The following is a 4,113-nucleotide window of genomic DNA, read 5'->3' on the forward strand; positions in this document are numbered from 1 at the left end:
TGCATCAACACTTTTTCTGATTACCCACTACTCCCCCTAAGTCGCAACCAACCCTTACTAACTCTCGTACGCCACTAAAAACCCCCAACAGAGAAGTGACCTCTCGATTTTTACATACACAAAAAGATACAATAAAACGCGTCAACCACGCACAATACTAAAAATAAATATACATTTTTAGGTGTTTGTGTTACGATATGCTTGTTCAAGTAAACAAAAAGAAAAAGCTAGAAAATGTCCGTCAAACATTCTCTAACTTTTAAGGTGTTTTTAATATTCAAGTGTGTAAAGTGAAGGGTAAATAATTTCTCTACCGTCTTCTAAAGTTTTGTTTTGTATTACTCTAAAACTAGCACCAAAATAAAATTCGTCTAAACTTTCGATTTTCGGTAATTGTCTTCCAGCAGTTACCGTTTTTATTTTGTCGTCGATTTGCATAGCATACGTTTTAGCTTTCATATATTTTGCCTTTGTCCATTTCTTCTCAAAATCCCACATTCCAAACTTGTTAGCGTCTAACAGTTTGCCTAACTTAACTTCTAGGTCTTTTTCGTCCTTTACTTTGTTACCAAATAGAAAATGAACACTGTCTGTGTCGGTATAAATCAAGTCTTCGTCAAACCAGTTCATCATTTTATTTAAGTACACTCTAGCGTATGCAGTAGTGAAAATAGCACTCACATAATTAGTGTCCTTGTCGCCTACGTCTATTTTTCTAGCGCCTTCGTCTACTTCTTTTTGAAACATTCCCCAACGCCCCCAAATTGTGTTAAGCATAAACTTCGCATAGTTACGTGAGATTAAGTTAGGCGCATTTTCTTTCTTGTCACGCCAATACACAATGTGTTCTCTGACGCTTTCTGTAAATTTCTCGTCTTCTTCAAAGTAGAAAACTTTACCATACTCGATTTCTTCAACATCATAGTTTTCAAATAACCAATTTATATCAACACTACAAAGTACCGTGTCGTGTACGCCATTCTTTTCTTTTCCTACCCAATCTAGTTCTTTCTCATAAATCTTGTCGTTCGTATAAGTTGTACTTCTTTTCAAGAAAGGGTGTCTGTGCGATTTTAAGGTAGCTTTTAGGCGTTTTATCTGACAGATGAAGTATTTATCCATGTTAGGTTCTAAATCGTCTGTACTACCCTTATAAACGCTAGGAATAGCATACTCGGAAAGTATAAACGGGTATAGGCTATTTACGTCCAATACACCACCGTTTTCTAACTCTTTGCCTACATAGTCCATATTCACATAGGTCATTCCACCTCTCATGCTAGGTGCAATAAACTTATTAGCACCTTCAATGATTTTAGAGATGTGAAATTCTTCTACTAACTTTTTACCATGAGGACTTTTTCCACTAGGCAATTCAATGTCGTAAAAGCCTTTAACAAGCTCTTCGTCATACTTTTTACCGTTCTTCTGTTTCTTAACTTCACGTTGTTTCTTGCTAAAGTCTTCGACTTCTTCAGATAATCTAGCAGTCCAGTATCTAATAATGTATTTTCTATACCGTTCTATAACGTCCTCATTGAGCGTATATAAGGCTTTCTTCGTCTTTATAGAGTAAACTACCTCACGTTCTCTAAAAGCGTCTGTATCATGCTTTATTTGCCTTAAAACACTATTCGGTAACGGCATCTTTTCTTTTTCTGTTTCACTAGCACCATGTTTTCGTTTTAAACCTGTTTTTGTAACCTTTTTACCTGTTTTGTTACCGAGTATTTCACGAACACTAGACTGTGCTAGCGACGATACGGTTAGCAAACCGTCTTCGACTGACTGCTCGTGACCGTACGCTTGAAAAGCACCTTCTAAAATATCAATGTCACGTTTTAGGTATTCCCAATCGTCATCAGTTGCTTTACGCCAATGCTCTAGTATAGGCGTGTCGCCTTTAGGTAGTCCTAACTGCTCGCCGTATTTCTGTAATGCACCGGGTAGTAATGCTTTACTGTCGACTATAAATGTCGGTTGTACGTTATCGTCTGCATATACTTCGGCGTATTGTCCTGTATAAATTGCCTTTGTTTGTCCTTTTTCCAAAGGGTTTAAACGATACCCTAACTCTTTATTAGCGTGATACTGCAATATACTAATGTCATAACTTGAATTGTGAAATACGACTACTTTCTTTTTGCCTTTAATCTTCTTAGTTAAGGCGTTCCAATAGTCTTTAAAGTTGTCATAAGCAGTATAAACACCGTCTTGCTTTAAACCACCTATCCAAAATTGAGGGTCTTTACTAGGACTAAACGTTTCAATATCTGCATAGACGAAAACGCATTTTGACTCGTTTTTGCGTTTTCTCTTTTTCATTTACATCATCGCTCTCATGTAAGATTTATCTGCGTCTTGTAGGCTATCGACTTGTTCTTTTGACAAGTTATAACCGTACGCTTGTTGTCTAGCTTTTAAACTACGCTCTCCATATTCGTTCCACTCTTTAGCTATGAAGCTTTTTATCTCACTATGCAAGTTAGCAAAAGTCATTAAATTAGGTTGATATGTGTCATGTATAAAGTCGTCTAAAGCACCTGCCGGTATTGCAACGTCCCAAGCGTCTTTCTTTGCAGCAGTGTCTTCTTGTTCTAATTCAAACAAGTAATAGGCAAAGTTTTTATATGCGTCTAGCAAATCAAGTTCCATTCTGCTTTGTTGTGTTTCAAAGGTAGTCAATTCTGTTTTTAAGTGAATGTGACTAATACTTCGTTTCATTCTCTCTTTAGTTTCTTTTATTGAAAGGTGATCTAATTTCGGTAACTTACGTTTCATTGAACGAAAAGCATAACCTTTAGACTTCTTAACATTAAGGTCAATTGTTCTATATGTCGGTTTACCTCCCCACTGCTTACGTCTTTTCCTAACAATAGGCTTACTAGGATAAACACGCTCGCCTATCGGCTTTAAATCAACTTTAATTAAATCGCTACTTGTAATGCTAGGCTTTATACTTTTGACAAAATCGTCATCTACAAATTGAAATGAGAGCCATTCTAAATCGAGTAAATAGTCTTCTATATCTTCGGTTGTTAAGTCTACTTTTAAACCACTGAAGTCACGCTCTACTCTAGTTAGCATAAAGTTTGTATCTGCGTCTGCACTGTCTAACTCTGCTATAAAATCGTCTTCACTTCTGTATTTATCGAAGAAACGTTCAAAAGCTAACACTTCGTCGGTTGTCAGGTAGGCTTTATTATCTTCATAAAAGTCTTTTATCGTATTATAATCTGCCATTTATATGCACCACCTTAAATGTAGCCGTCTTCAATTTCACTATCAAGTTGCTCGTATAAAGCATTTAACTTTCTGAAGTCGTCCATAGTAGCGTCTAATTTTGCCATTTCGTTGGCTTTCTGACTAAGTTCTTCTTTGTGAGCGTTGTAAAACTCTAAAATAGCTTCGGCACTTGAAACAATGCTCTCGTAACTAGTTGCGTTCTGATAATCTTCTACAAGACTGTTGTACTGGTCTAGCGTTCTACCACTAGGTAGTTCTTCTGCCTCTTTTACAAATGCGTTTAAACTGTCATTCTCTACACCGTAATCTTGTAATAATGTTTGAATTGCCTTTGCAGTTTCAATGGCTGCCATAATGAATTGTCCTTTCTTGAAAACACACGCAAAAAGCGCCCGGTTCCTAAGTGGTCTCACAAAGGAAATCGGACGCTATATGTAAAGGTTTAGATTAAGTTTCAATTGAAAAGTATAACTTTAGTATTGTACAAAAATATCCAATTATGTTATAGTCTTCTTATCAAATAAACGAAATCAAACCTTTCACTCTGCGGCCAAACTTTGTGAGAGGTTTTCTTTATTTAGTATAAAAATACATTAACACAATCAGAATAAAATATCTATAAAGATAAGGCGTTTTCACTTTTTGTTGGAAACGTCTATTTTTGTGTCTAAAATACCTAAAAACACCTAAAAATGTATATTTATTTTTAGTATTGTGCGTGGTTGACGCGTTTTATTGTATCTTTTTGTGTATGTAAAAATCGAGAGGTCACTTCTCTGTTGGGGGTTTTTAGTGGCGTACGAGAGTTAGTAAGGGTTGGTTGCGACTTAGGGGGAGTAGTGGGTAATCAGAAAAAGTGTTGATGCA

3 protein-coding genes are annotated in these 4,113 nt (G+C 36.2%); all 3 read right to left on the reverse strand.

All coding sequences use genetic code 11. The annotated features are described in order from the left end of the window. Nucleotides 1-270 precede the first annotated feature (270 nt). Genes BDW31_RS12250 through BDW31_RS12260 form a run of 3 tightly spaced genes read right to left on the reverse strand, consistent with a single transcriptional unit; the run spans nucleotide 271 to nucleotide 3,599 of the window. A complete protein-coding gene (locus BDW31_RS12250; RefSeq protein ID WP_110709692.1) occupies nucleotides 271-2,325 on the reverse strand; it encodes a DNA polymerase in 2,055 nt (684 codons plus the stop codon). Continuing rightward, complete coding sequence (locus BDW31_RS12255) at nucleotides 2,326-3,243, reverse strand: hypothetical protein (RefSeq protein WP_110709694.1); 918 nt, start codon at nucleotides 3,241-3,243, stop codon at nucleotides 2,326-2,328. Nucleotides 3,244-3,257: 14 nt separating this feature from the next. Next, the gene (locus BDW31_RS12260; protein ID WP_110709696.1) at nucleotides 3,258-3,599 is read right to left on the reverse strand and encodes a hypothetical protein; all 342 of its coding nucleotides are present in this window, start codon (nucleotides 3,597-3,599) and stop codon (nucleotides 3,258-3,260) included. Nucleotides 3,600-4,113: the final 514 nt, after the last annotated feature.

It is taken from the genome of Staphylococcus sp. AtHG25 (assembly GCF_003217445.1).
Classification (GTDB): Bacteria; Bacillota; Bacilli; order Staphylococcales; family Staphylococcaceae; genus Staphylococcus; species Staphylococcus haemolyticus.